The organism is Micromonospora sp. WMMD558, from assembly GCF_049315255.1.
GTDB lineage: Bacteria > Actinomycetota > Actinomycetes > Mycobacteriales > Micromonosporaceae > Micromonospora.
In genome coordinates, this window is the sequence record NZ_CP186061.1 from 1447216 (window position 1) to 1471794 (window position 24579).

General features: G+C 73.1%; 22 protein-coding genes and 1 pseudogene. 10 read left to right on the forward strand and 13 right to left on the reverse strand.

Annotated elements, in window-relative coordinates:
- The first annotated feature begins 150 nt into the window (after positions 1–150).
- Positions 151–2733 carry an LppU/SCO3897 family protein gene (locus tag ACN26Y_RS07030; RefSeq protein WP_422734497.1) on the forward strand — a complete coding sequence of 861 codons (2583 nt, stop codon included), beginning with the start codon at positions 151–153 and terminating at the stop codon, positions 2731–2733.
- A 150-nt stretch (positions 2734–2883) separates the two neighbouring features.
- Positions 2884–4716, forward strand: coding sequence for an NHL domain-containing thioredoxin family protein (locus ACN26Y_RS07035; protein ID WP_422734498.1), 1833 nt, complete (start codon positions 2884–2886; stop codon positions 4714–4716).
- Positions 4717–4774: 58 nt separating this feature from the next.
- Here the strand turns inward: ACN26Y_RS07035 and ACN26Y_RS07040 are convergent, their stop codons facing one another.
- Genes ACN26Y_RS07040 through ACN26Y_RS07050 form a run of 3 tightly spaced genes read right to left on the reverse strand, consistent with a single transcriptional unit; the run spans position 4775 to position 7045 of the window.
- Positions 4775–5524, reverse strand: a complete 750-nt coding sequence (locus ACN26Y_RS07040) for a LamB/YcsF family protein (protein WP_155329500.1) — start codon at positions 5522–5524, stop codon at positions 4775–4777.
- Complete coding sequence (locus ACN26Y_RS07045) at positions 5508–6386, reverse strand: biotin-dependent carboxyltransferase family protein (protein ID WP_422734499.1); 879 nt, start codon at positions 6384–6386, stop codon at positions 5508–5510. Before ACN26Y_RS07045 ends, ACN26Y_RS07040 begins: the two co-directional genes overlap by 17 nt.
- Positions 6383–7045 carry a 5-oxoprolinase subunit B family protein gene (locus ACN26Y_RS07050; protein WP_422734500.1) on the reverse strand — a complete coding sequence of 221 codons (663 nt, stop codon included), beginning with the start codon at positions 7043–7045 and terminating at the stop codon, positions 6383–6385. The genes ACN26Y_RS07045 and ACN26Y_RS07050 overlap by 4 nt, the downstream gene beginning before the upstream one ends.
- Before the next feature lie 109 nt (positions 7046–7154).
- Between ACN26Y_RS07050 and trhA the strand changes: the two genes are divergently transcribed.
- Positions 7155–7832 carry a PAQR family membrane homeostasis protein TrhA gene (gene trhA / locus ACN26Y_RS07055; protein ID WP_155329503.1) on the forward strand — a complete coding sequence of 226 codons (678 nt, stop codon included), beginning with the start codon at positions 7155–7157 and terminating at the stop codon, positions 7830–7832.
- A 61-nt stretch (positions 7833–7893) separates the two neighbouring features.
- On the opposite strand, the gene ACN26Y_RS07060 is transcribed toward trhA, so the two are convergent.
- Positions 7894–8178, reverse strand: a complete 285-nt coding sequence (locus ACN26Y_RS07060) for a DUF6458 family protein (RefSeq protein ID WP_155329504.1) — start codon at positions 8176–8178, stop codon at positions 7894–7896.
- A gap of 115 nt (positions 8179–8293) precedes the next feature.
- Between ACN26Y_RS07060 and ACN26Y_RS07065 the strand changes: the two genes are divergently transcribed.
- Positions 8294–8830 (forward strand): SixA phosphatase family protein, encoded by a 537-nt coding sequence (locus ACN26Y_RS07065; RefSeq protein ID WP_155329505.1) that lies wholly within the window; start codon positions 8294–8296, stop codon positions 8828–8830.
- A 61-nt stretch (positions 8831–8891) separates the two neighbouring features.
- Here the strand turns inward: ACN26Y_RS07065 and ACN26Y_RS07070 are convergent, their stop codons facing one another.
- The 5 genes from ACN26Y_RS07070 to ACN26Y_RS07090 all read right to left on the reverse strand — a co-directional run bounded on the left by ACN26Y_RS07070 (position 8892) and on the right by ACN26Y_RS07090 (position 15865).
- Positions 8892–9161 (reverse strand): DUF6458 family protein, encoded by a 270-nt coding sequence (locus tag ACN26Y_RS07070; RefSeq protein ID WP_155329506.1) that lies wholly within the window; start codon positions 9159–9161, stop codon positions 8892–8894.
- A 389-nt stretch (positions 9162–9550) separates the two neighbouring features.
- Entirely contained in the window at positions 9551–11407 is a 1857-nt protein-coding gene (locus ACN26Y_RS07075) for an acyl-CoA dehydrogenase (RefSeq protein ID WP_155329507.1), read from the reverse strand.
- A gap of 165 nt (positions 11408–11572) precedes the next feature.
- The gene (locus ACN26Y_RS07080) at positions 11573–12700 is read right to left on the reverse strand and encodes a PP2C family protein-serine/threonine phosphatase (RefSeq protein ID WP_422734501.1); all 1128 of its coding nucleotides are present in this window, start codon (positions 12698–12700) and stop codon (positions 11573–11575) included.
- 100 nt (positions 12701–12800) lie between these two features.
- Positions 12801–13430, reverse strand: coding sequence for a septal ring lytic transglycosylase RlpA family protein (locus tag ACN26Y_RS07085; protein WP_422734502.1), 630 nt, complete (start codon positions 13428–13430; stop codon positions 12801–12803).
- A gap of 245 nt (positions 13431–13675) precedes the next feature.
- A complete protein-coding gene (locus ACN26Y_RS07090) occupies positions 13676–15865 on the reverse strand; it encodes a N,N-dimethylformamidase beta subunit family domain-containing protein (protein ID WP_422734503.1) in 2190 nt (729 codons plus the stop codon).
- Positions 15866–16013: 148 nt separating this feature from the next.
- Between ACN26Y_RS07090 and ACN26Y_RS07095 the strand changes: the two genes are divergently transcribed.
- Entirely contained in the window at positions 16014–16613 is a 600-nt protein-coding gene (locus ACN26Y_RS07095; RefSeq protein WP_370463306.1) for a phosphoribosyltransferase, read from the forward strand.
- Positions 16614–16805: 192 nt separating this feature from the next.
- On the forward strand, positions 16806–18800 hold the full coding sequence (locus ACN26Y_RS07100; protein ID WP_196255798.1) for a cell wall-binding repeat-containing protein: 1995 nt from the start codon (positions 16806–16808) through the stop codon (positions 18798–18800).
- 93 nt (positions 18801–18893) lie between these two features.
- On the opposite strand, the gene ACN26Y_RS07105 is transcribed toward ACN26Y_RS07100, so the two are convergent.
- Positions 18894–19022 (reverse strand): hypothetical protein, encoded by a 129-nt coding sequence (locus tag ACN26Y_RS07105; protein WP_255456162.1) that lies wholly within the window; start codon positions 19020–19022, stop codon positions 18894–18896.
- 305 nt (positions 19023–19327) lie between these two features.
- On the opposite strand from ACN26Y_RS07105, the gene ACN26Y_RS07110 reads away from it, so the two are divergent.
- Positions 19328–19759, forward strand: a complete 432-nt coding sequence (locus tag ACN26Y_RS07110; protein ID WP_155329512.1) for an ASCH domain-containing protein — start codon at positions 19328–19330, stop codon at positions 19757–19759.
- 8 nt (positions 19760–19767) lie between these two features.
- Here the strand turns inward: ACN26Y_RS07110 and ACN26Y_RS07115 are convergent, their stop codons facing one another.
- Positions 19768–20661, reverse strand: coding sequence for an LLM class flavin-dependent oxidoreductase (locus tag ACN26Y_RS07115; protein WP_155329513.1), 894 nt, complete (start codon positions 20659–20661; stop codon positions 19768–19770).
- Positions 20662–20950: 289 nt separating this feature from the next.
- Positions 20951–21352: pseudogene (locus ACN26Y_RS07120) on the reverse strand (cell wall-binding repeat-containing protein); the annotation flags it as partial.
- Here ACN26Y_RS07120 and ACN26Y_RS07125 point away from each other — a divergent pair.
- Positions 21340–22209 carry an AraC family transcriptional regulator gene (locus tag ACN26Y_RS07125; protein ID WP_155329514.1) on the forward strand — a complete coding sequence of 290 codons (870 nt, stop codon included), beginning with the start codon at positions 21340–21342 and terminating at the stop codon, positions 22207–22209. The pseudogene ACN26Y_RS07120 and the gene ACN26Y_RS07125 sit on opposite strands and share 13 nt — an antisense overlap.
- A gap of 49 nt (positions 22210–22258) precedes the next feature.
- On the opposite strand, the gene ACN26Y_RS07130 is transcribed toward ACN26Y_RS07125, so the two are convergent.
- Positions 22259–22612, reverse strand: a complete 354-nt coding sequence (locus tag ACN26Y_RS07130; protein ID WP_230688908.1) for a hypothetical protein — start codon at positions 22610–22612, stop codon at positions 22259–22261.
- A 243-nt stretch (positions 22613–22855) separates the two neighbouring features.
- Here ACN26Y_RS07130 and ACN26Y_RS07135 point away from each other — a divergent pair, with 243 nt between their 5' ends.
- The gene (locus tag ACN26Y_RS07135; RefSeq protein WP_155329516.1) at positions 22856–23236 is read left to right on the forward strand and encodes a YciI family protein; all 381 of its coding nucleotides are present in this window, start codon (positions 22856–22858) and stop codon (positions 23234–23236) included.
- 28 nt (positions 23237–23264) lie between these two features.
- The gene (locus ACN26Y_RS07140) at positions 23265–24509 is read left to right on the forward strand and encodes an RNA polymerase sigma factor (RefSeq protein WP_422734504.1); all 1245 of its coding nucleotides are present in this window, start codon (positions 23265–23267) and stop codon (positions 24507–24509) included.
- Positions 24510–24579 lie beyond the last annotated feature (70 nt).

Here is a 24579-nt window from a genome sequence, read left to right on the forward strand (position 1 = left end):
CGCGGAGTGACGGCCAGTGCTCCCCGATGCCCCTTCAGGGGCACCGGATACGGTGCGGGGAGCCGGCACGGCCGGTACCCACCGGCGACGCCGGTCGCCGTGCCGCGCACGCGGCGCCGGCGGCCGACAGGTGATGGAGGAGGCGCACGCATGACGTCCGAGGGCACGCAGCACCCCGGCCAGCAGCCGGACGAGGCGTCGCCGGGCGCTGGTGGACCGACGCCGTACGGCGACCGGCCGGCGCAGCAGGACAACGGGTACGCCGTCGGCAACCCCGACCTCGGTTGGGCGCCCCCGCCGCCCACGCAGCCGAACCCGGCGGCGCCCGCCTGGCCGAACGAGGCACCGCCGACCCCCACCTGGGGTGCCGCCCAGGTACCGCAGCAGAGCGAAGCACCCGCCCCGGGCGCGTGGGCACCCGACGGCGGTGCTCCCCCGTGGCGCGCACAGACCGAACAGCCCGCCCCCGAGGCGCCGGCATGGGCCCAGGCCGAGCCGCCCGCGCCCGCCTGGGGGCAGCCCGGCCCGGCGGCCCGGGGCGCGGCCCAGGTGCCGCAGGCATGGCCCGCCCAGGAGTCCCCGGCCCACCCGACGCCCGGCCAGCCCGAGGCGGCCACCGGCTGGAGCAACGGGACCGCCCACCCCGACCCGGCCCGCTCCGGCGGCTGGCATCCCGGCACCCAGCCCGACCAGTCCTCCTCCGGCGGATGGGCGACCGGCACCGCCACCCAGGACGACCGGCCGCAGCAGCCCGAGTGGGGCGCACCGCAGGACGACGCCACCGGCGCGCAGCCGGAGCAGCCCGCCTGGGCGGCGGACGCGGCGGCGCCGGCCTGGGCACCCGCCGTGCGCGGCGCGGCGCAGGTGCCCGGCACGCCGCAGGCGTGGCCGGAGCCCGACCGCCCCGCCGAGGCGGCCCGGCAGTCCACGTCGGACCAGTCCGGCTGGCCGGCCCCGCAGCAGGACGCCGCGTCCTCCGGCGGATGGGCCACGGACATGCCGACGCCGGACGACCGGCGGCACCAGGACGACCCGGCCCGGTCCGGTGGCTGGGCCGCCGGCCACCAGGACGACCGGCCGCAGACCGACTGGGCGGCCTCCGGTGACCGGGACGCGCCGGGTGAGACGCGCCCGAGCGACACCTGGGCGGGTCACGACGAGCAGCCGCCGAGCGGCGGGTGGGCGGCGCGTGCCGCCGCGCCGACCGCCAACGACGGCGGCTGGCAGCCGGCCGAGCCGACCTCGACGCCCCCGGCGCGGGCCAGCGCCTCGGTGCCCGCGGAGGGCGCGCCGCAGCCCTGGGTGCCAGCGCAGCGGCCGGCCGTTCCGGAGGCCGAGCCGTGGGCGCCGGGCGAGGCGTGGGGCCGCTCCGAGCCGGCCGCGTCGCAGGACGCGCGGGAGCCGGAGCGGGCGGACGAGCCGCCGGCCTACCAGCCCGCTCCCGGGCCGGGGATCTCGCCGGCGAACGCGGTGCCGCTGCCCCCGCAGGAGCAGCGCGTACCAGGCGCCAGCCTGGCTGCCGCCCCGCCGGCCGACTTCGCGCCTCCGGCGCCGTTCGCCGCGGAGCAGCCCGGCCGGGACGCCGGGGCCCCGGGTTACGAGGGTGGGCAGCAGGACTGGGCTGCCGCCGCCCGGCAGGACGAGCCGGCAGCCGCCCCGGTGGTGCCCGCTCCGCGTACGTCTCCGGAGTCCGCGGGCCGTGCCTCGGTCGCGGTGCCGTCCGGCGGCGCCTCCGGCGCCGTGTCGGGAAGCGCCTCGGTGCCGCTGGCCAGCCGTGTCATGCCCCCGACCGACCAGGCCCTGCGTCCGACGACGCCCGCGCCGCAGCCCCGCGTGTACGGCCGTCCGGCCCGCCCCGAGTCCACCGAGGACGTGGAGCCGGTGAACGGCCACCAGGCTGACCAGGCTCCGCACCGGTTCGGACCGGAGGCCCGGCCCGACCACGGCCCGGACAACGGCTTCGCCCCCGACAACTCCTTCGGCGCGGACAACGGCTTCGGTGCGGACAACGGCTTCGGCCGTGGCGCCGACGACCGGGACCGGCCCGCCGGGCCGGCCGCCTTCGCGGGCGCCGCACCCGTCGTCCCGGCCTCGCCGGCACCGCCGCCCCCGTTCCCGCCGGGCATGCCGACCTTCGCCGACGCGCCGGCCCACGACCGGCCGATGAACGGCGTCCGGCCCCACGGTGGCGCGGACCGGCCCGCGGACCAGTTCGGTACCCCGGCCGCCGGTGCCGCCGCCGTCAACGGCTCCGGCTTCCCGCCCCCGCCTGAGCCGGCCTTCTCGCCCGCGTTCCCCCCGGCGCCCCAGCAGACCGTGCCGTCGTGGGACCAGGGAGGGCCGACCGGCTCCGAGGCGGACCAGAGCCGCTTCGACTCGTTCAAGCCGATCGCCGAGCCGGCCGCCGACGCGCCCGCGCCGAAGGTCCGCAACGGACGGGTGCTGGCCGCCGTGCTGGTCGCCGCCGTGCTGATCCTGGCCGTCCCGCTGGGCCTGCTCGCGCTGCTCGGGAAGATCGGCGGTGACGAGGCCCCGGCCTTCGACCCGCCGGTGGGCAGTTGCGTCAAGCAGGCCGGCAGTGGCGCGAGCGCCGTCGACTGCGGGGAGGCGGGTGCGTTCACCGTCGTGTCGAAGGTGGACGCCCCGGCGAAGTGCGCCGACCCGGCGCAGCCGCACGTGGTGCTTCCGGGCGAGGGCACGAACCGGGTGCTCTGCCTCAAGCCGGCAGCCTGACCCGACGCGACGAACGGCGGGGCCACGGTCGATCCGTGGCCCCGCCGCCGCCTTTCGGCAGTGGTCGGCGCTCGCCGGGATGACGCCCGCCATGGAGATCGTCCGCCCCCTCGGGCCGGTCCGCAGCCGGTGGTCAGGCACGATGGGGTCATGAGCGCACGAGTACGAGCCCCCGAGCTGCGCGGCCGGGGCTGGCTGAACACCGGCGGGCGGGACCTGACCCTGTCCGATCTGCGGGGCAAGATCGTGATCGCGGACTTCTGGACGTTCTGCTGTATCAACTGCCTGCACGTGCTCGACGAGTTGCGCCCGCTGGAGCAGAAGTACGGCGACGTGCTCGTCGTCATCGGCGTGCACTCGCCCAAGTTCGAGCACGAGAAGGACGCGGACGCCCTGGCCGCCGCCGTCGAGCGGTACGGGGTGCACCATCCGGTGCTCGACGACCCCGAGCTCGACATGTGGCAGCAGTACGCCGCCCGCGCCTGGCCGACCCTGGCGGTGATCGACCCCGAGGGCTACGTGGTCGCCACGATGGCCGGTGAGGGCCACGCCGAGGGGCTGTCCCGGCTGATCGACGACCTGATCGCCACCCACGAGGCGAAGGGCACGCTGCACCGGGGCGAGGGCCCGTACGTGCCGCCCGCCGAGCCGGAGACCACGCTGCGCTTCCCCGGCAAGGCCGTCGTACTCGACGACGGGAACCTGCTGGTGTCGGACTCGGCCCGGCACTCGCTCGCGGAGCTGGCGCCCGACGGCGAGACGCTGGTCCGCCGGATCGGCACCGGTGAGCGCGGCCGGGCCGACGGCCCGGCCGAAGCGGCCACGTTCTCCGAGCCGCAGGGTCTCTGCCTGCTGCCCACGCACGTCGCCGAGGTCGCCGGCTACGACCTGGTGGTCGCCGACACGGTCAACCACCTGCTGCGCGGCGTGCGCCTGGCCACCGGCGAGGTGGTCACCGTCGCCGGCACCGGTCGGCAGTGGCGCTCCACGGTCGACGACCACGCGCATGACGCCCGCTCCGTGGACCTCTCCTCCCCCTGGGACCTGGCCTGGTACGACGACAAGGTCGTGATCGCGATGGCCGGCATCCACCAGCTCTGGTGGTTCGACCCGGTGAAGCGCACCGCCGGCATGTACGCGGGCACCACGGTCGAGGCGCTGAAGGACGGCCCGCTGGCCGAGGCGTGGATGGCCCAGCCCTCCGGCCTGTCGGTGTCGGCCGACGGCTCGCGGCTGTGGGTGGCCGACAGCGAGACCAGCGCCATCCGGTACGTCGAGAACGGGGTCCTGGGCACGGCCGTCGGCCAGGGGCTCTTCGACTTCGGGCACGTCGACGGGCCGGCGGCGGAGGCGCTGCTCCAGCACCCGCTGGGGGTGTGCGCGCTGCCGGACGGCTCGGTGTTGATCGCCGACACGTACAACGGCGCGGTCCGCCGCTACGACCCGGAGACCGACGCGGTCGGCACGGTCGCCGACGGGCTCACCGAGCCGAGCGACCTGGTGGTCACGCCGGACGGCGGCGTGCTGGTCGTGGAGTCGGCCGCCCACCGGCTGACCCGGCTCGCGCCGGGCGCGCTCACCGCCGCGGGGGCCAGCACCGTTGACGGACCGCGGCACCGCGCCGAGCGGAAGCCGACCGACCTGGCGGCCGGCGAGGTCACCCTGGACGTCATCTTCACGCCGGCACCGGGGCAGAAGCTCGACGAGACGTACGGGCCGTCGACCCGGCTGGTGGTCTCGGCCTCGCCGCCGGAACTGCTGCTGGACGGCGCGGGCACGGGCACCGACCTGTCCCGGCGGCTCGTGGTCAACGAGGCGGTGGCCGAGGGCGTGCTCCAGGTGACCGCCCAGGCCGCCACCTGTGACGCCGACGTCGAGCACGCCGCCTGCCACCTGACCCGGCAGGACTGGGGCGTTCCGGTCCGGGTGGTCGACGGCGCCGTCACCCGCCTCCCGCTGGTGCTGCGCGGCCTGGACGCCTGAGCCCCGTTAACAAGGGCCCCTTCTACAACGCGAGGCGTTGTAGAAGGGGCCCTTCCTTTCACGTGAACGGGGTGAGCGGAACCCCCGCGTCGACGAGGGCGGCGCGGACCAGTTCGGCGCAGCGCACCGAGCCCGGTGTGTCGCCGTGCAGGCAGATCGACTCGACCGGGCAGGGAATCACCGTGCCGTCCACCGCGACCACGCTCCGCTCGGTGGCCATCCGGACCGCCCGCTGCGCCATCTGCTCCGGGTCGGTGACGAGGGCGTTCGGGGTGCCCCGGGGCACGAGCTGCCCGTTCGGCAGGTAGCCCCGGTCGGCGAAGCCCTCGGCGACCACCCGCAGCCCGGCACCGGTGGCCAGCTGGGCGAGCACCGAGCCGGACGGGCAGAGCAGCGGCAGCTGGTCGTCGTACTCGCCGACCGCGGCGACCAGCGCCGCCGCCTGCGACTCGGCACAGGCCGCGGCGTGGTAGAGGGCGCCGTGCGGCTTGAGGTAGCGCACCCGGGTGCCGACGATCCGGCAGAACGCGTCCAGGGCACCGAGCTGGTAGAGGATCTCGTCCCGCAGCTCGACGAAGTCGTAGGCGATGTGCCGCCGCCCGAAGCCGGCGAGGTCCCGGTAGCCGACCTGCGCGCCAACCGCGACCCCGCGCTCGGCCGCGCCGGCGCACACCCGGCGCATCGTGGGGGCGTCCCCGGCGTGGAAGCCGCAGGCGACGTTGGCGGAGGTGACCAGGTCCAGCAGCGCCGCGTCGTCGCCGAGCCGCCAGATGCCGAAGCCCTCACCGAGGTCAGCGTTGAGGTCCATGGAACGTCACCGTAGTCCCTGGCCGGGCCTGCGCGAGCGGGGTCACGTCGGCCACCACCCCGATGACCGGGTATCCGCCGGTCGTCGGGTGGTCGGCGAGGAACACCAGTGGCTGGCCGTCCGCCGGCACCTGCACCGCGCCGAGCACCAGGCCCTCGCTGGGCAGTTCCCCGGCCACCGCGCGGGGCAGGGCAGCGCCGGTCAGTCGCGCGCCGACCCGGTTGCTCACCGGCGAGACGGTGTACGCGGTGCCGAACAGCCGGTCGAGCGCGAGCGGCGTGAACCAGTTGTCGCGCGGGCCGAGGCGCAGCGTCAACCGCAGCTCGGCCGAGGGGGGCGCGGGGACGGTGACGTCCACCGGGGCGGGCGGGCCGGCCGGCGTACCGAGGGGGAGCCGGTCGCCGTCCCGCAGCGGGGGCGGGCCCAGCCCGGAGAGCGTGTCCGTGGCGCGGCTGCCGAGCACCGGCTCGACGCCGATCCCGCCCGCGACGGCCAGCCACGACCGCACGCCGGTGCGGGGTGGACCGACCCGGACGACCCCGCCGGCCGGTACGGCGAGCGGCCGTCCGACGTCACCGGGGCGGGCGCCGACCCGCACGTCGGTGTCCGCCCCCGTCACCGCCACGGTGGTGGCGCGGGTGAACCGCAGCGCGCACCCGGTCAGGGTGATCTCCAGGCCGGCGGTGGGCTCGGGGTTGCCGACCAGGCGGTTGGCCAGCCGGAGGGCGGCCGGGTCGAGGGCGCCGGAGCGCGGCACGCCGAGGTGCGCCCAGCCGGGCCGGCCGAGGTCCTGCACGGTGGTGAGGGCACCGGCCCGCAGCACTTCGACGGTGCCGGCGGGCCCGCCGGTCGGGGCGGTCACGCGGGCACCAGCCGGACGCGGGTGCCGGGGCCGAGCCGGGCCGGCGGCTCGGCGTGCACGTCGAACAGGGGCAGGTCGGTGCGCCCGACGAGCAGCCAGCCGCCGGGTGATGCGCTCGGGTAGATCCCGGCGTACGGGCCGGCCAGGGCGACCGAGCCGGCGGGCACCCGGGGGCGGGGACTCGGCAGCCGGGGCACGGCCAGCGCGGCGGGGAGGCCGGTGAGGTACGCGAACCCGGGGGCGAAGCCGCAGAAGGCCACCCGGAACTCCGTGGTGGTGAGTCGCCGTACGACGGCCGGCACGTCGACCCGCCAGTGGCCGGCGACGGTGGGCAGATCCTCCCCGTCGTACGTCACGGGCACGTCGACCGCGGCGGTGGCGGTGGCGGTGGCGGCCGGTGCCGGGGTCCACCCGGCGACGAGCGCGGCGGTGCGCTCCGGGTCGCGTACGCCGTCGAGCAGCACGGTGGTCGCGGCCGGGACGATCTCGACGGCGTGCAGCTCACCGCGCTCCCGGCGGCGCCACAGCTCGGCCCGCCACGCCTCCACCCGCGCCGCGACGGCTCCACCCGGGCCGGTCATGTCGTCCCCGGCAGCCGGGTCGGTCCCGCCGGCGCAGTCGAGCAGCAGGGCGTGGGCCCCGACCGGTCGGATCCGCATCCCGCCATCCTTCCGGACGGCACCGCGTCGCCGTTTCCCCGGCACGCGTTCATCGGCCGTGACCGGGCGCACTACTTACAAGTAACCTACGGTGTCGTAACCTGTTGGCGTGACCACCTCCGCACCGCTTCGCCTCAAGCCGGTCGACATCGGCAAGCCGCGGATGCGCGGCTGGCTCCACACGTACGCGTTCTTCGTCGCACTCGTCTGCGGCATCGTGCTCTGCTCCGTCGCGGCCGCCCGGCCCGGCTGGTCGCCGCTGGTCAGCTGCCTCGTCTACAGCCTCACGGTCTGCGGCCTCTTCGGCACCAGCGCCCTCTACCACCGTCGGGTGTGGTCCGAGCGGGGCTACCAGATCATGCGCCGGATGGACCACTCGATGATCTTCGTGTTCATCGCCGGGACGTACACGCCCTTCTGCGTCCTCCTGCTGGAGCCGCGGCCCGCGACGGTGATGCTCTCGCTGGTGTGGGGTGGGGCTCTCGGCGGTGTCGCGCTCAAGCTCGTCTGGCCGCACGCCCCACGCTGGGTCTCGGCGCCGCTCTACCTCGCGCTCGGCTGGGTCTCGGTGGCGATGCTGCCGGACATCCTCCGAGTCGGTGGCGTGACCGCCCTGGTCCTGCTGATCGTCGGTGGCGCCATCTACAGCGTCGGTGCCGTCTTCTACGCGCTGCGGCGGCCCAACCCCTGGCCGACGGTCTTCGGCCACCACGAGTTCTTCCACGCCTGCACGCTGGTGGCCGCGATCTGTCACCACATCGCGATCTACTTCGCCCTCTTCGTCTGACGCGAAGGAAGGGCCCCTCCTTAACGCCTCCGGTAGAGGAAGGGGCCCTTCTTAACAGCCGTCAGACCGTCGGGCCCGGCCGGCGCACCTCGCGGTACTCCTGCACGACCCGGTCCTGCGCCGGCACGACGGGGTCGGCCACGACGCGCTCCTCGCGGACCGGCCGGGCGACCACCGTGCGGCGGCGGGAGTTCCAGAAGTAGAGGGTGACCAGCAGGCCCGCCACACCGGCGAGCATCAGCACCCAGCCGACCACGGCCAGGTCGAGCCACCCCAGGTTCGCCTCGACGGCGAACGCGAAGATCGCGCCCAGCGCGATCAGGAAGATACTGCCACCAATGCCCATGTCGTCGCCTCCTCGGCTGTCACCTGGCGTTCCGGTCGCCGCGGCCATCGGTGAGGTTGCGGCAGCCATCGACTTACCCAGGCGGTGAGATCGCCAATCGGGCAAGCTTGGGGACATGACGGACCCGTACGCCCAGGCCCGCACGCTGGTGCTGCTCCGGCACTCGAAGGCGGAGCCGCCCGACGACGGACCGGACGTGGAGCGTCCGCTGGCGGCGCGGGGGCGGGCGGACGCGGCGGCGGCCGGCGCGTGGCTCGCCAAGCACGCGCTCCTGCCCGACGTGGTGATCTGCTCGGCGGCGCGGCGCACCCGCGAGACCTGGCACGCTGTGGCGTTGGGCATGACCGGGACGCCGCCCGAGGGCGGGTCCGCCGGGCCGGCGCCCGCCGTCCACTATGCGGCGGACGCGTACGAGGCGCACCCGGAGGACCTGCTGGCGTTGGTGCGGCGAGTGGATCCGAATGCCCGAACGGTGCTGCTCGTTGCCCACAATCCCGGCATCTCGCTTCTGTCGGCGCTGCTCGACCCGGATCGGGCGGACCAGGACGGGCTACGCACCAGCGACATCGCGGTGCATCGGACGGCGGCCGAGTGGGCGGAGCTGGGCCGGGCGGGAAGCGTCATCACCGCGCGGCACACGGCACGGGGTTGACGAACCACGCCGGAGCCGCGCACCGGTCGGTGCGCGGCTCGGGGCGTGTGTCGTCGCGGGGTCAGGACGGCGGCGCGGTGGGCGGCGGCGGGTCGGGAGGCGGCGGCATCATCGCGGTGGGGTGCGACAGCCGGTTCTCCTCCACGATCAGCGTTCGTGCCCGCTTGCGACGGTCCTGCCAGAACCAGAGCGTGGTGAGCAGGACGGCGAGCCCGGCCAGGATGAACACCCAGCCGACCGCGCGTAGGTCGAGCCACCAGACGTTGGCCCGGATGGCGAAGGTGAGGATCGCTCCGACGGCGATCAGGAAGATGCCGCTACCAATGCCCATGTGCGCTGCACTCCCCCGTGCGGTGGCTCTGGGCGTTCTCTGCCGTGGTCCGCGGTGGATACCCGTCGTGAGCTGCGGCTACCCGCACAACACCCGAAATCATGGGCCGCCGTCGGCCCGGACGACCATCGCCCTTCGGCCCCTTTGCTCTGCTTCAACCCACGCACAGGTTCCGGCACCGGAGCGTTGCGTCCGTTGAAGCAGAGCAAAGGGAGGTAGCAGCCCCGCCCGAGCTCGGCGTCCGCGGGACCACCGACGGGGTCGTGGCCCCGGGCCGCGCTGAGGGAACGAAACACGACGGCCGGCGGGTCGACACCCGCCGGCCGTCGTGACCAGCTCACTCCCGGATCAGGCCCGGGCTCACCACACCGCTGAGCGGTACGGCGTACTTAGAACGCCTCCTCCGGGAGGTCCATGACGTCCAGGTCGGCGTTCTCGATGATCCGCCGGTCCGCGCCGATGCGCGGCAGCACCTCGCGGGCGAAGAACCGGGCAGCGGCCACCTTGCCGGTGTAGAACGCCTTGTCGGACGCGGACACCTCGCCGGCGAGCCCCTTCAGGGCGACGTCGGCCTGCTTCTGGAGCAGCCAGCCCACGACCAGGTCACCCACCGCCAGCAGGAACCGGCGGCTGCTGAGGCCGACCTTGTACAGGGCGCGGGTGTCCCCGCCCTGCGCCTCGCCCAGCCAGCCGGTCATCACGCCCAGGATGGTCTGGATCTCGGCGAGCGCCTTGCCCAGCGCCTGCCGCTCCTCCTTGAGCTGGCCGTTGCCGCCCTCGGTGGCGATGAACTCCTGGATCTCGCCGGCGACCGCCATCAGCGCCTTGCCGTTGTCCCGGACGATCTTCCGGAAGAGCAGGTCGAGGCTCTGGATCGCGGTGGTGCCCTCGTACAGGGTGTCGATCTTGGCGTCCCGGACGTACTGCTCCAGCGGGTAGTCCTGAAGGAAGCCGGAACCGCCGAAGGTCTGGAGCGACTCGTGGCCGAGCAGCTCGTACGCCCGCTCCGAGCCGACGCCCTTCACCAGCGGCAGCAGCAGGTCGTTGACCCGCTTGGCCAGCTTGGTGGCCTTCTCGTCGCCGGCCGTCTCCGCGATGGCGACCTTGTCCTGCCAGGTGGCCGTGTAGCAGACCAGCGCGCGCAGACCCTCGGCGTACGACTTCTGCAGCAGCAGCGAGCGGCGCACGTCCGGGTGGTGGGTGATGGTCACCCGCGGCGCGGTCTTGTCGGCCATCTGGGTCAGGTCGGCGCCCTGCACCCGGTTCTTGGCGTACTCGAGTGCGTTCAGGTAACCGGTGGAGAGCGTGGCGATCGCCTTCGTGCCGACCATCATCCGGGCATACTCGATGATCATGAACATCTGCCGGATGCCGTCGTGCTTCTCGCCCAGCAGCCAGCCCTTGGCCGGAACGCCGTGCTCGCCGAAGGTCACCTCGCAGGTGTTCGAGACCTTCAGGCCCATCTTGTGCTCGACGTTGGTGGCGAAGACGCCGTTGCGCTCGCCCAGCTCGCCGGTCTCCTCGTCGAAGTGGTACTTCGGGACGACGAAGAGCGAGAGCCCCTTGGTGCCCGGGCCGCCCACGCCCTCGACGCCGACCGGGCGGGCCAGCACGTAGTGGACGATGTTGTCGGAGAGGTCGTGCTCACCCGAGGTGATGAAGCGCTTGACACCCTCGATGTGCCAGGAGCCGTCCGGCTGCTGGATGGCGCGGGTGCGGCCGGCGCCGACGTCCGAGCCGGCGTCCGGCTCGGTCAGCACCATCGTCGAGCCCCACTGCTTGTCGATGAAGAGCTTGGCCCACTTCTTCTGCTGCTCGGTGCCCTCGACGTGCAGGACGTGGGCGAAGGACGGGCCGGACGCGTACATCCAGATCGGGGCGTTGGCGCCGAGCACCAACTCGGCGAGGGACCACCAGAGCGCGCGCGGGGCGTTGGAACCGTCCAGCACCTCGGGCAGGTCCAGCCGCCAGAACTCGGAGTCCATGAAGGCCTTGTACGACTTCTTGAACGACTCGGGCAGCGGCGCGGTGTGCGTCGCCGGGTCGAACACCGGCGGGTTCCGGTCGCTGTCCGTGTAGCTGGCCGCGAGGTCCTCGCGGGCCAGGCGGTCGACCTCGGAGAGGAAGCTGCGGGCGGTGTCGACGTCCAGCTCCGTGTACGGCGCCTGGCCGAACGTCCGGTCCGCCCCGAAGACCTCGAACAGGTTGAACTCGAGGTCCCGAAGGTTGCTCTTGTAGTGGGTCATGCTCGCTGGCCCCGCTTCCGGACAGGTGTGTTACCGATCAGTAACCCCGACTGTATTACTCGCGGGTAGGCAGCGACAAGCCGATCGACGAAGTGACGACCATTACACACCTTCCGTTCAGGTGCGCCGGCGCGGACCGCAACGGGGTGGAAACGCCACGGCAACTCAGCCCTCGGCCGCGCCGACCTCCCAGCTCGGCACGGCAGCGGTCACCCCGCTGCGGGCGCCCGTGTACTCCATCAGCACCAGCGCGATGTCGTCGTCGAGCCGGCCGTGGACCCACTCCACCAACGCCGTCTCCAGGGACGCAAGCCCGTCGGCGACCGTCCCGTGACCGAGGAGCCGCCAGGCCCGGTCGGCGGTCGGGAAGAACTCCCCGTCCCTCCTGGCCTCGCCCAGCCCGTCGGTGAACAGCAACAGCCGGTCACCCGGTTCCAGCCGCTCGACCCGCGGCCGGACCACCGGCATGAACCCCAGCGGCGGCGCCGGGGCCGGCGGTTCGAGGGGAATGACCGCGCCGTGGCGCAGCAGCAGCGGCGGCGGGTGCCCGCAGTTGACGATCGTCAGCGTGCCGCCCCGCTCCTCGACCAGGGCGGCGGTGACGAAGTCCTCGTCGCCCACGCTGCGGGCCACCGCCCGGTCCAGGTCGGCGACGACGGCCCGCAGGTCGGCCCGCTCGTACGCCACGTGCCGGTACGACCCCAGGACGATGCTCGCCAGTCGGACCGCGTCCAGGCCCTTGCCCCGGACGTCGCCGATGATCATGCGTACGCCGTACGGGGTGTCGAGCGCCTCGTACAGGTCCCCGCCGATCTCCGCGGTGGCGGTGGACGAGATGTAGCGGGCGGCGACCGCGAGGGACCCCACCTGCGGGCCGAGCGGACGGAGCACCGCCTGCTGGGCCACCGCGGCGAGCTTCGACAGCTCCGCGATCTGCTCGGCCTGTCGCTGCCGCACCGACGCCGTGGCCGCGGCGAGCGCCGTGCCCAGGGCGATCCCCGCGACCGCGACGGCGGTGGAGAGCGAGACGGTCTGCTCGCCCAGCGCGAAACTCGCGCCGAGGACACTTGCGGCCCCGCCCACGCCCAGCACGACCCGCCACGAGGCCAGGGCCGCGGCCAGGAAGGGCGCGGCGACCATGAGGGCGATGTAGTTCGCACCCCGGCCGTCCGCCAACTCCACGGCGGACACGAGCGCGAGCAGGCCGAGGGCCGCGCCGAGGCCGGCGCGGGATCCGGGGCTCAGTGGGCCGCGGCCCGACTGGAAGGCGTGCGTGCGTACGAGGGACAGCATGCCTGATCGACGTGAAACGGTGAATGAACCTGGCCCGACGTCCGAGGTGGATCTGGCCGGGCGGTCCCCGCCACCGGCCCGATCGCCGTGCCGCACCCGCTCAGCCCAGCACCTCGTACCGGACCTCGACGTGGCCCGCGTCCAGGGAGGCGATCGCCGCGAACGCCGCGCGGGACAGGTCCAGGCACCGGCCCTCGATGAACGGGCCGCGGTCGTTGATCCGGACAGTCACCGACCTGCCGGTCGCCGGGTTGGTGACCCGCACCTTCGTGTCGAACGGCAGGGTCTTGTGCGCGGCGGTCATCGCCGACGGGTCGAACGTCTCGCCGTTGGCCGTGAGCTGCCCCTCCGAGTAGAAGGAGGCGCCGCAGGAGCCGGTGTCCACGACCGGACGGGCGGTGCTGGTCTTCTTCGTGGCGGTCGGCTTCGGCGTGGCGGTGCGCGGCTTGCTCCGCGACGGGGCCTGCGCCGAACGGGTGACCTTCGGGCTCGCGGTCGGGCTCGGGGAGGCGCTGGTGCTCGGCGACGCGGACGGCGAGCCGGGGTCGGCGCTGGTCGCCACGCCGGTGGGCGCCAGGTCGACGGCGGCCGGACGCTCGGTCTCCGCGCCGGCGGTCAACTGCACGGCGCCGACGGTGCCTCCGACCGCGAGGAGCACACCGAGCGCGGCGGTGGCCGCGATGCCGGTCGGGGAGGAGAACCTCCGGGGACGCGAGTGCCTGCCAGCCACCAGCCCGGTCCTTTCGCCATCGGAACAAACCGGGTCGGACCGTAACGAGAGAAGCACTTCCGAAGTCAACGTGATCATGAAGGTATGGTCGGAATTGCGGTGGAACGTGTAGCCGATCATCCGACCCCGACTGGACCGCTCAGCCAACCCGTGAGCTGCGGAAACAACGCCGAGGCGGAGGCCGGCGGGTCCCGGCGGCGGCTGGCGGACCGAGGTGTTCCTTCCGGCCCGCCAGCCGGCTGTGATCAGTCGAGGTGCATCGGCTCCGGGACCGCCGGCGCGGGTCGGGTGCGCTCCATCGGCGCCGTCGTGGCCCTGACCGCCGGGCCGGGCTCCAGCATCCGGTCGAAGACGTTGCGGAAGAGGGTCGACATCGCCGGATCGCTGTCGAGCGCCGCAACGAAGGAGATCGAGGATGCGCTGAAGACCAACGCGCCGTTCGGCTTCTCGATGAACACCATGGCCGCGCCGCCGCCCGGGTTCTGCCCACGGGCGATCACCTGGCTCTCGGTCGCCTCGCCGGCCAGGCCGACCATCGCGTCGGTCTCCCAGCCGCTCGCCGCGCCGTTGTAGCCGTCGCGACCGAAGGTGCTCCCCACCTTCAGGCCCGTGCCGGCGAGGAGTTCGTGGTCGCGCACGACCTTGTATGAGGCGTACGTGCTGTGGTTCGAGTAGTTGACACCGACCAGCTGGGAGGCGGGCAGTCCCAGCGCCGTGTAGACGTCGCGCAGCCCGTCCGACTTGCGATATGTCACCACAGTGCGGCTGGCGTCGACCTGCACCCGCTCGTACAGGCCGTTGCCGCCGGCATAGACGATCCGGCCACCGCCGGCCTGGTAGTTGACCAGGTTCTGGCGCATCGCGTCGGACCAGTACTCCGGGTGGCTGGCCAGCACGAGGACCCGGTACTGCGTCAGCCACGCTCCGGAAGCGTGCAGGTCCATGTCCTCGTAGCAGTCGTACTCGAGGCTCTGCCGGGTCAACCAGCGCAGCAGCATCAGGTCCGAGAAGAGCGTGTGGTCGCGCATCGCCGGGTCGTCGACGTTCCACTCCGACGACGGCCGGCGGGTGGTGAACGGACGGCGACCGGCCAGGTCCTTGCAGTACTGGCTGTGTCCGCCCCAGGTGTTGTACGCGTTGTAGGTGAAGGTGGGCAGCAGGACCGCGATCGGGTTGGTCACCTGAGCCGGGCGGACGACGAACGGCACGTACCGGCGGAGCCGGTGCGGCCCCTCAAGGCGGGCCGCGTAGAGACCCGGCTTCCAGGTGCCGGGAATCTGCTGGGTGATCCGGTCCGCCCAGCCGCAACCCGCTTTGACGAACCCGGGTGGAAGCTGCTGGATGCCTCCGGCGACCGGGATCGGGCCCGTCATGACCGTCGGTTCGCCGGTGTTCGGCGCCAGGCGGACCAGAGACGCGGTGAGCGACGTAAAGCCCGTCGACACCGCCACCCGGACCGTCTCCCCCTGCTTGACGCTCGGGGTGTTGGGGTAGCCCTGGAGCGCGGCCTGGCTCTGCATGGTCCAGCCGCGCCCCACCTTCGACGCCACTCCCTTGTTGGCCCAGACCACCCGGTTGTCCGGACCAACGGACCGGTAGTTCAACACGCGGTACTGGAGAAGGGTGCCGGTCTGGGTGCCGGTAGGCGGGTTCGGGGGAACGGCGTACAGGATGCCCTGGCCGGCGAACCACAGACCGTCGTTGTAGGCCATGTCGCGGAACCCGCTACCGAACTGGAAACCGGAACCGGTCGCCCACCGCGGGCCGCCCAGGTGGCGGTACCAGTGGAGGTTGCCGTAGCGGTAGGCGTAGATGACGTTGAATTCGTCCGCCTGGAGTACGCCGCCCTGGAAACCGCTGCCGAGGTACTGCCCCGCGGCTGCCCATCTCCGCAGCGCCGGGACGTAGTGGTGCCAGTACAGCCGGCCCTTGTTGTCCTGGCCGTAGATACTGCCGTTGAAGCCGGCCAACCGTGGGTAGCGGTCGAAGCCCCGGCCGACCTCGCCCTCCTCGATCCACGATCCGGCACCGGAGAGCGAGTCGGTGAGCGCATACCGGTGGAGGTGGACCGTCCCGTCGGCCCGTACGCCGTACAGGGACCCATTGGTGCCACCGAACACCGCCCGGTACTCGTGCCAGCCCGAGCCGATCCGCCGGCCGGAGCCGCTTGCCCAGGTCGCCGTCCCGGTCTGCCACCCCAGGTGCCGGTACCACAGCAGGCCGCCGTCGGCCTGGATGGCGTAGATGACACCGTTGCCGCCGCCGACCAGCCGGATGAACCGCTGCTGGGGGTCGATCGTGACCGCCTGGGCCTGCTGGGCCGACGCGGTGCCGGGATCCACCATGAGCATCGGTGGCACGGCGGCCGCGATGACCGCCCCGTTGCGGAGCACCCGGCGTCGCGAGACTCCGTCCGGATTCAGCTCGTCAGACATGACTGTCCCCCTCAGTCGCTCGGATCGTGGAGGACCCTAGAGTGAGGCGGGCTCGCGTACCGACCCGTGGAGCAGGACTGGGCGCGGAATCAGCCGTCGCACGGCAAGGTTCAATCCGAACGAACTCTCCTGATCGGTCGATCAGCCGATGCCGGATCTCCCGGGCGGACCGTCCGGCCTCCGGCAGGATGGTGAGGTGGCTACCGACCTGCGCGACCGCCTCATCGCCCGCTGTCGCTGGATCGACCCCGGGCCGGGCTCCACGCACCTGGTCAGTGACGTGTCCGGCTGGTGGCGCGACGCGGACCTGCTCGCCGCCCTCGGTCCGGCGCTCGTGGAGCCGTTCCGGGCCGCCCGGCCGACGGTCGTCGTCTCGCCGGCGGTCACCGGGTTCCTGCTCGGACCCCTCGCCGCGACCGCGCTCGGCGTGGGCTTCCTACCGGCACACAAACCGGGCGACGGCCGCCTGCCCGCCGGTCCGCTCACCTGGGCACAGAGCCCGCCGGACTTCCGCGGCCGGCGGGTCGACCTGGCCGTCCGGGAGCGGCACCTGGGACGGGACGACCGGGTGCTGGTGGTGGACGACTGGGTGGCCACGGGCGCGCAGGTCCGCACCCTCTACGACATCTGTGCGGCGCGGGGCGCGGAAACCCTGGGCACCTCGGCGGTGGTGGTCGACTGCCCGCCGGAGGTCGCCAGCGAGCTGCGCGTCCGGGGTCTGGTCGCCGGCGCCGACCTGGCGAGCTGAGAGACTCGACGCTTGAGCTGGGCGGGAGTCCACGGCCCGGCCTCGCGGCGCCCGCAGGTCGGTCTTGGCCGGTTCCGCGACGTGGGACAGCGCGGGCTGGCCCACGTCCTCTACAGTGAAGCGGCGCCGCCCCGGCCGTTCTCCGGCCCCCGATCCCATAGCTGCGGCGCGAATCGATCTCGAGGAGCTTCCTTGCTTCGATCCTCCCTGTCGCGCCGTTCGGCAGCGTGCGCCACGCTGCTGGCCATCGGCGCCACCACGCTGTTCGGCGGCGCGAACGCCGCATACGCGACCCACGGCCCGAGCGGTGTCCTCACCTCGAGCAACGGCACGTTCACCATCGCTACCACCAGCGGCGCCCCGATCGTCTCCGAGGATGGCTACACCATCTCGGACGCGGCCTGGTCGCCCGACGGCAGTCGCGCGGTCTTCATCAACGACCAGGGCGACGTCGCGACGATCGGCAAGTCCCCGCTGGCCGGGGCCGCGATCGTCTACCCGATCGACCAGAACTTCGACGGGGTCGAGCGCGCCACCCCGGAGTGGGTGGGTGACGGCTCCACCGTGATCTGGGCCGAGCGGGCCGCCGGAGGCCAGTGGCAGATCCAGGAAGCCCTTGCCGGCCAGGACTGGGGGTCCGTCCGGCGCTCGCCGAACGACGGCAAGCACTACCTGGAGCCCGACACGAACGGCGGCCAGCGGATCGTCGTGCAGCGGCAGAGCGACGCTGGCGGCAACCCGAGCGGCACGCCCGAGATTGGCTTCCTGGACGGCAGCAACTTCACGCTGATCGCCACGGACGCGGCCAGCCCGACCATCTCCGCGAACGGCCAGAAGGTCGCCTTCATCCGCGGCGGCCAGGTGTGGACCGCCAACGCGGCCGGCGGCACCGAGGTCCAGGTGACCTCCGGCGGATCCGCCAAGTCGGACCCTGTGCTCAACGCCGACGGCACGCAGGTCGCCTTCGCGCAGGGCTCGGCCATCGCGACCGCGCCGACCACCGCCGGCGCCACCCCGACCGTCGTCAATGGCCTCTCCGGGGTGCCGGACTACCGGCCCGCCAAGAAGGACCGGGTGGTCCGGCTCGCCGGGTCGGAGCGGTTCACCACCGCCACGGCGATCTCCCAGTCGCACTGGGCGACCCACAGCAACGCCTCCGACGCGCGGGCCAAGGCCAACGCCGTGGTCCTGTCCCGGTCGGACAACTTCGCGGACGCGCTCGGTGGGTCGGCGCTCGCCGCCGCCAAGAACGGCCCGCTGCTCATGACCAAGCCGGCGGGGCTGCACCCGGCGACGGCCGCCGAGCTCACCCGGGTCCTCGCGCCTGGCCGCACGGTCTACCTGCTCGGCGGGACGGGCGCGCTCTCGACCGCCGTCGAGAACCAGGTGAAGGCGCTGGGCTTCCCGACCGTACGGCTCTCCGGTGCCGACCGCTACGCCACCTCGATCTCCATCGCGAACGCCATCGACCCGACGCCCGACATGGTGCTCGCGGCGACCGGCGCCAACTTCCCGGACGCGCTCGCCGCCGGTGCCGCCGCCGGTGCGCAGAACCTGCCCGGCAAGGGCGTCTCCGCCGTCGTGGTGCTGACCAAGGGCGGCGGCCTCACCCCGGCGACGAAGTCCTACCTCGACGCACTGCCGGACAGCACCGGAATCTTCAGCGTTGGCGGCTCCGCCGACCTGGCGACCCAGGCCTACCTGCCGGCGTCGTTGGTCGGCACCGATCGCTACGAGACGGCCGCGCTGGTCGCGTGGGTCTTCTTCGGCGGCTACAAACACCTCGGCGTGGCGACCGGCGGCAACTGGCCGGACGCGCTCTCGGGTGGCGCCCTGATGGCGTCGCTCGACGCCCCGCTGGTGCTGGCCCCCGGCAACGGCGCGCAGGTCGGCTACTACATGTGGGAGGTCGGCGACGAGCACGCCGGCTCCATCCACACCGGCATCATGTTCGGTGGTTCCGCTGTGCTCAACGACATCCAGCGGGACGGCCTCGGCCTGACCATCAGCGGTCCCGCCGGCTTCAGCACCGCCGGCAACCCGACGGACGTGCGGCGCGCCACCACCGGCGCCCAGGACGTCACCGCCAAGCGGGGAGCGGCTGCGGCCGATACTCCGCGTACGGTGGCGGACTTCAAGGCGGCCGCGGAGGCTGCCGCGAAGCGGTTCGCCGAAAAGCATCGCTGACACCGGCTACAGCAGCGGGGCCCGGCCGATCGGCCGGGCCCCGTCGCGTTGTCGGGGCGGGTGTTGCTCCAGCACCTCTGGCGGATGGCGTCGTCAGTGCGCGAGCGCCCGTCCGGCCAGGAAGTCCTCAAGGGCGGTGCAGACCCGTCCGAGCGCCTCGGCGGAGCGGGCCAACGGCCCCGGCACGATCAGGGAGTGGTCGGCGTCGGCGATCTCGACCACGTACGGGGTGAGCCGGGCGGGCGAGTGGACCGTGTCCAGGACGAGTCGGCGGTGCCGCCGACCAGCAGGAAGGGCGCGGTGGCCCGATCGAGGGCGTCGACCACCTCGGGACGGTGCAGCAACGACGTCAGCCAGACGGCGGGCAGCCGCGCTCCGCGGCCAGGGAGCGCGTACCACGTGTCGTAGCCCCGACCCGGATGAGCGCTACCCGCCGATCCGCCATGTTCGCCTTGTGCTCGCGGATCCGTCACCGTACCGTCGCACCGGCCCGGCTTGGGGCGGCGGCCGCCGGTAGCCTCGGCAGGATGTGGCCTCGCATCGGTGGACTGCGCACGCTCGACCTCGGCACGCCCGGAGAGCTGCGGACGTACCTGAACACGCTCGTGCTCGCCGGAGTGAAGCAGGCTACCGCCGGGCTGCTCAGCGAGTACGAGCGCGAGGGCGAGGAACTGGAGCACGTCGGTGAGCGGCTGGCGCTCGTCGACGACCACGACGGGCTGGTCGCCGTCGTGCAGGTCACCGGTGTCGAGGTGGTCCGCTTCGCCCAGGTCTCCTGGGATTTCGCCCGCTCGGAGGGAGAGGGTGACGCGTCGCTCGAGGAGTGGCGGGCCGGTCACCAGCGCTTCTGGGCCCGGGCCGGCACGCCCGTCGACGACGACACCGCGATCGTGTGCGTCCGCTTCCGGCTGGTCTCCGCCGGGCACGGCGGCATCACCACCGGCGACCTCGGCACGTAACGGCGCGTTCACGCAGTCGCACCGCGCAGCTCGGGTAGGAGGCGCGTGGCCACGTCCACCAAGACGGCTTCCTCCCCCGCATACCAGCTGCTCTCCCGGGGCCAGTGGGTGATCACGTCCGTAAAGCCGAGCGCTGCGGCGCGGTCCACCTGCTCAGCGAAGAAGTCGGCGCTGCGCAGCGAGAACACCGGCGCGGCATCCAGCGACAGATACCGGTCGAGCGTGGCCGGGTCACGGCCGGCCGCCGCGAGAACCTTGTCCATCCGGGCGGCCAGGTCAGCCACGCCGCCCCACCAGGTGTCCAGGTCGTCACCGCCCGAGCCGGTGGTGACCCAACCCTGGCCGAAGCGGGCGACCAGCCGCATCGAGCGGGGACCGTTGGCGGCGACCACGAACGGCACCCGCGGGGTCTGCACGCAGCCGGGATTGTTGCGGGCGTCGACCGCGGCGAACCAGTCGCCGTGCCACGTCGTACCGTCCTCGCGCAGCACCAGGTCGAGCAGCTCGACGAATTCGGTGAACCGGTCCACCCGCTGACGCGGCGGCAGGGTCTGCCCGCCCAGCACGGCCGAGTCGAACCCGATACCGCCCGCGCCGAGGCCGAGCAGGACCCGCCCGGCGGACACGTCGTCGAGGGCGGTGACCTGGCGGGCGAAGGCGGCCGGGTGTCGGAAGTTCGGCGAGGCGACCAGGGTGCCCAGGCGGATCCGGCTGGTCACGGTCGCCGCGGCGGTCAGCGTGCTCATCGAGTCGAACCACGGCCCGTCGACCAGGTCCCGCCAGCCGAGGTGGTCGTACGTCCACGCGTGGTCGAAGCCCCACTGGTCGGCCCGCCGCCAGCGACGCGCGGCCTCCGACCAACGCTGGTCCGGAAGGATCACGATGCCGATCCGCATGATCACACCCTAGCCGTCGCCCGACCAACGAGGAGTCTCCGACGAGGAAGGGCCCGGCCGCACCACGGCCGGGCCCTTCCTCTCTGATGAAGCGATCAGCGCAGGGCGTCGAGGCCCACCCGCGCCGTCCTGGCGGCCTCGGCCGCCTCCTCGGCGGTACGAGGCTGAGCGGTCTGCGTGCCCGCCGCGCGCAGACCCGCGCCGCTGCGAGGCCGGTCGGGTTGTTGACGAACCCTGCGCCGAGCGGCCCGCTGATCCAGTACCGGGCCTGGTCGCGCTGCCGATCGGTCACCACCCCTGCTCCGCCGGAGATCAGCACCTCCCGGGTGGATCCGGCGGACTGACCGAGCAGGTGGAGAGCGTCGAGACCGAGGTCGGTGGCCGTGCCCGGCGTGAGCATCAGCGGGCCGTTGAGCAGGTCCATCAGCGCACCACCGGCGAGGGCGTCCGGCCAGTTGATGCCGGTCGCGACCCCGACGGGGTCCGGCCGATCCTCCGGACCCCGTCGCGTTGCCACGTGTTCACGTACCGCTTCGACCCCCCGGTTGACGGAGGGCAGGACGAGGTGCGGATCCTCGACCGGAAGATCCGACTCATGCAGCCAGGCGTGTGATCGGATCGGACCGCAGCGGTCGGGCGCGGCCCGGGGTCGTTCAACCAGGCTTGACGGCGAAGGGAGGCCTCGTGATCTCGGCACTCAACCGGCTTGTCGACCTGGTCGAGAAGCACCTCACCGAAGAGTTCGACGTCAACGGATTCGCCACCGCGCTCGGCACGACCGAGTACCACCTGCGCCGGATGTTCTCGTCGCTGGCCGGCATGCCGTTGTCGGAGTACGTGCGTCGGCGCCGCATGACCGTCGCCGCTGCCGACGTCGTCCGGGGCGAGGACGACCTGTTGAGCATCGCCGTCCGGCACGGGTACGGCTCGACCGAGGCGTTCGGCCGTGCGTTCCGGGCGGTCCACGGCGCCGGCCCCGGTGACGTTCGCCGCGACGGAGGCCCCCTTCGCACACAGTCGCAGCTCAGGTTCCGCCTGACCGTCGAAGGGAGCACTGCCATGGACACCCGTATCGTCGACCGCCCCGCGTTCCGGCTCGTCGGACACGCAGCGCGGGTTCCGCTGATCCACCATGGCGTCAACCCGCACATCCAGCGGCACATCACCGCACTGCCGCCGGAGGAGCACGTCCGGCTGAAGGCCCTCGGTGACGCCGAGCCGGGAGGCCTGCTGCAGGTCAGCGACGACCTCGACCCGGACGGCACCGAGGGCAGCGAGCTGACCTACCTGCACGGGGTCGCCGTCGACCGGGACAGCCCGGCCCCCGACGATCTCGACGTCATCGAGGTGCCGGCCGGCATGTGGGCCGTCTTCCGCACCGCCGGGCCCCATCCGCAGGCCCTGCAGACGACCTGGGCCGCGACTGCGACCGAATGGTTCCCCTCCAACCCGTGGCGTCTGCGGCCGGGTCCCTCGATCGTTGCGGTCCTGGAGCGCGCGGACGACTTCAGCACCGCGACCTGCGAGCTGTGGCTACCCGTCGAACCGACGTGACGAATCGCGAGGCTCACAGTCATGAGGACTGCTGCCGGTCGCCGTGCCGTCAGTGGCAGACGATGCCCAGCGGCACGACCAGGCAGCACGAACCAACAACGGCCAGGACGAGCGCGGCAGCCGCCCGGGCCGCCCAGGCCGCCCTACTGCGGTGGCGTCGGGTGACCGGAAGGGTCTGCTCCACAGCGACGAAGCTGATCCATGCGATGGCCATCAACGGCAGGTACAGGTCCCAGACCGGATCCGCGAAGGCGCTCGCGTTGCCGGCGGCCCCGTAGTTCGGGCACTCCTCTCGGCGGGTGATCGGATCCAGTGCCACGATCACGGCCACGAGGACCAGGCCGCCCGCCAGGAAGGACCAGAAGCCGGCCAGCAGCGACGGGCGCACGCGATCATCGTCCACGGGGCCACAGTAGGCGCCTCTCAAGCGGCTCATTCCCCCTGCTGGGTGCCAAAGACCGCGGCGAAGGACGAGGTCGGTCCTTTCCTCAGTCGCCACGCCCCCGGGGCTGCGAGGGAGAGGAATTTCCGGGATGGTGTCGTATCGAGGCGCAGCCGTTCGTGGAACCAGTGTGCGGCGGCCGGCCGGCCGCCGGACACGAGGAGTCGGGAGGGGCCCTCGTCCGGGGACCGAGAGGAGACGACCATGACGGAGTACCTGATCACCTTCAACGATGAGTGGGTGCCCGACCACACGGCGGAGGAGCTGCGCGAGAAGGGCAGGGCCGGCCGCGCGGTGATCGAGGAGATGCGGGCCGCCGGTGTCCTGATCTTCAGCAACGGCGGGCTCGACCGGTCCACCGCGGTGTGCAGTGTCGAGCCGGTCGACGGCAAGCCCGTCTTTACCGACGGTCCGTACGTCGAGACCAAGGAGCACCTCGGCGGCTTCGCCGTCGTGGACGTGCCCGACGACGCGGCGGCGCGTTACTGGGCCGGCCGGCTCGCGACCGTGCTCGACTGGCCGCAGGAGGTGCACCGGTTCCGAGGTCCCGGGGAGGCCCGGCGTGACGGCTCCGGGGAGAATTGAGCCCGGTGCCGTCCGCGCTGCTGGCACCGTGACCGGCCCCACCGTGGAGCAGGCGATCACCCGTGTCCACCACGAGGAGTGGGCACGGGTGGTCGCCGGCCTCGCGCGCCGTTTCGGCGACCTCGACGTCGCCGAGGAAGCGACGGCCGAGGCGTTCGTAGCGGCTGCTGAGCGGTGGCCGCGCGAGGGCGTACCGCCCAATCCCGGCGGATGGCTCGCCACCACGGCGACCCGCAAGGCAATCGATCGGCTCCGTCGCGAGTCGCAGCGCGACGCCAAACACCAGGAGGCCCAGCTCGTGTACGACGACACCCCTCCTGATCCGACCGGCCCGGTCGAGGACGACCGGCTCAGACTGGTCTTCACCTGCTGCCACCCGGCGCTCGCGATGGAGGCCCGGGTGGCCCTCACCCTGCGTCTGCTCGGCGGCCTCACCGTTTCCGAGATCGCCCGCGCCTTTCTGGTGCCGGAGACCACGATGGCGCGACGGATCACCCGCGCCAAGGCGAAGATCAGGACGGCACACATTCCCTACCGGGTGCCCCGGGCCGACGACATCCGCGAGCGGCTCGCCGGCGTGCTGGCGGTCGTCTACCTCGTCTTCAACGAGGGCTATCTCGCCAGCGAGGGGGACGACCCGGTGCGCGTCGACCTCACCGATGAGGCGATCCGCCTGGGCCGCCTGCTCCGAATTCTCCTGCCGGACGACGGCGAGGTAGCCGGCCTGCTTGCCCTGATGCTCCTCACCGACGCCCGGCGGCCGGCGCGCGTGTCCCGCACCGGGGAGCTGGTGACCCTCGACGAGCAGGACCGCGGCGCATGGGACCGCACCCTCATCGCCGAGGGCAACGCCTTGGTCCGCGAGCGGCTCGCGGCGGTGACGCCCGGCGGTGCCCCACCCGGGCGCTACCAGCTGCAGGCCGCGATCAACGTGGTGCACACGGATGCTCCGTCCGCGCGGGACACCGACTGGTCCACGATCGTCGCCCTCTACAACCGAATGATGCTGCTCGACCCCTCGCCGATCGTGCGGCTCAACCGGGCGGTCGCGGTCGCCGAGGTCGACGGCCCCGCGGTCGGGCTCGCCGAGATCGACCGGCTCGCCGAGGTTCTCGACGGCTACCACGCCTTCCACGCGGCGCGCGCCGACCTGCTGCGGCGACTCAGGCGCGGCGGCGAGTCGCGGGCGGCGTACGACCGGGCCATCGGTCTCGCCGGCAACCCCGCGGAGCGGGCCTACCTCACCCGCCGCCGCGACCAGCTCGCCGGCTGACCGACACGTGGAGGCTTCCCGCACCGTCCGCGACGGATGAGGGTGTACTGACCGCAGCATCATCGAAGGC

Excerpts from the sequence above, each read along its gene's own strand:
- ACN26Y_RS07030 (WP_422734497.1), top strand. The coding sequence starts at position 151 with ATGACGTCCGAGGGCACGCAGCACCCCGGCCAGCAGCCGGACGAGGCG.
- ACN26Y_RS07035 (WP_422734498.1), top strand. The coding sequence starts at position 2,884 with ATGAGCGCACGAGTACGAGCCCCCGAGCTGCGCGGCCGGGGCTGGCTG.
- ACN26Y_RS07040 (WP_155329500.1), bottom strand. The coding sequence starts at position 5,524 with ATGGACCTCAACGCTGACCTCGGTGAGGGCTTCGGCATCTGGCGGCTC.
- ACN26Y_RS07050 (WP_422734500.1), bottom strand. The coding sequence starts at position 7,045 with ATGCGGATCCGACCGGTCGGGGCCCACGCCCTGCTGCTCGACTGCGCC.
- ACN26Y_RS07060 (WP_155329504.1), bottom strand. The coding sequence starts at position 8,178 with ATGGGCATTGGTGGCAGTATCTTCCTGATCGCGCTGGGCGCGATCTTC.
- ACN26Y_RS07065 (WP_155329505.1), top strand. The coding sequence starts at position 8,294 with ATGACGGACCCGTACGCCCAGGCCCGCACGCTGGTGCTGCTCCGGCAC.
- ACN26Y_RS07070 (WP_155329506.1), bottom strand. The coding sequence starts at position 9,161 with ATGGGCATTGGTAGCGGCATCTTCCTGATCGCCGTCGGAGCGATCCTC.
- ACN26Y_RS07075 (WP_155329507.1), bottom strand. The coding sequence starts at position 11,407 with ATGACCCACTACAAGAGCAACCTTCGGGACCTCGAGTTCAACCTGTTC.
- ACN26Y_RS07080 (WP_422734501.1), bottom strand. The coding sequence starts at position 12,700 with ATGCTGTCCCTCGTACGCACGCACGCCTTCCAGTCGGGCCGCGGCCCA.
- ACN26Y_RS07090 (WP_422734503.1), bottom strand. The coding sequence starts at position 15,865 with ATGTCTGACGAGCTGAATCCGGACGGAGTCTCGCGACGCCGGGTGCTC.
- ACN26Y_RS07095 (WP_370463306.1), top strand. The coding sequence starts at position 16,014 with ATGCCGGATCTCCCGGGCGGACCGTCCGGCCTCCGGCAGGATGGTGAG.
- ACN26Y_RS07110 (WP_155329512.1), top strand. The coding sequence starts at position 19,328 with ATGTGGCCTCGCATCGGTGGACTGCGCACGCTCGACCTCGGCACGCCC.
- ACN26Y_RS07135 (WP_155329516.1), top strand. The coding sequence starts at position 22,856 with ATGACGGAGTACCTGATCACCTTCAACGATGAGTGGGTGCCCGACCAC.